This is a genomic window from Sebaldella sp. S0638, from assembly GCF_024158605.1.
In the GTDB taxonomy this organism is placed as follows: Bacteria; Fusobacteriota; Fusobacteriia; order Fusobacteriales; family Leptotrichiaceae; genus Sebaldella.
Genome location: NZ_JAMZGM010000279.1, coordinates 1 through 831 on the forward strand (window position 1 = coordinate 1; position 831 = coordinate 831).

At 32.6% G+C, this 831-nt stretch carries 2 protein-coding genes; both read left to right on the forward strand.

From position 1 onward, the window contains the following. The first annotated feature begins 16 nt into the window (after window positions 1-16). Window positions 17-259, forward strand: a complete 243-nt coding sequence (locus NK213_RS20255) for a hypothetical protein (RefSeq protein ID WP_253352716.1) — start codon at window positions 17-19, stop codon at window positions 257-259. Window positions 260-544: 285 nt separating this feature from the next. Then, window positions 545-760 (forward strand): hypothetical protein, encoded by a 216-nt coding sequence (locus tag NK213_RS20260; RefSeq protein WP_253352718.1) that lies wholly within the window; start codon window positions 545-547, stop codon window positions 758-760. Window positions 761-831: the final 71 nt, after the last annotated feature.

An 831-nucleotide genomic window follows, 5' to 3' on the forward strand; every position in this document is an offset into this window, starting at 1 on the left:
ATAAGGAGATGATGAGATGAATAACAAAGAAATAAGCAAAGAAGAAAGACTGGAAATTATAAGAGAAATGGTTGAGGAATGGGAAAACGAGGGAACAGACAGTATAGAAGACACCCTAGAAAGTGCATTTAAAATCAAAAACAACGAACTTGTAGAATTAGTTGAAACAGCTATGGGTTTTCTTGCTGAACTTGAATCGGTAAAAGATGAAATCGACGAAATAATGTGGGGTTATGAAGAAGTGCTTGACGAAGGATAAAACTCGAATAATTACAACCTTAGAAAAAAGCATTAGAGAATATACAATAAAGCGTGCGAGGGCATTAAGAGAAAGAGATTACGACAAAGTCCGTTTCTTAGATTGTCTTGAACGAGATGCTTGCATAATGTTAAATAGACTGAAATTACCAAATTAGAAAAAATACTGGTACACTTTTCAACCGGAAATAAAAAACCCCACCAAATGTGGGGCGAGAAATGAAACAAATTATTTATTAGCATTACTTTATACCCCGAAAATCTAAAAAGTCAATAAGGAGTAGATATGATTTTATACGAAATTGATGAATTTTGCAGTATCAATTTAGATACAATACAACTTATAGTCGTAGACGGCAGTTCTTTACTTTTCCATGCAACTACACAAGAAAACATTGCAATTGATGATTCTTTATACTGGAAAAAAGATTTTAGCACTCAGGAAGAGGCAAAACTAGAACTTAAAAAGTTAAATTCCATTTTCAAATGTTGGGAGTGGTAAATATGACACCAGAAGAAATCAAAGAAATAATATATAATGCTGACCTTGACTACTCTACCCTTAACATAAAA

Excerpts from the sequence above, each read along its gene's own strand:
- NK213_RS20260 (WP_253352718.1), top strand. The coding sequence starts at position 545 with ATGATTTTATACGAAATTGATGAATTTTGCAGTATCAATTTAGATACA.
- NK213_RS20255 (WP_253352716.1), top strand. The coding sequence starts at position 17 with ATGAATAACAAAGAAATAAGCAAAGAAGAAAGACTGGAAATTATAAGA.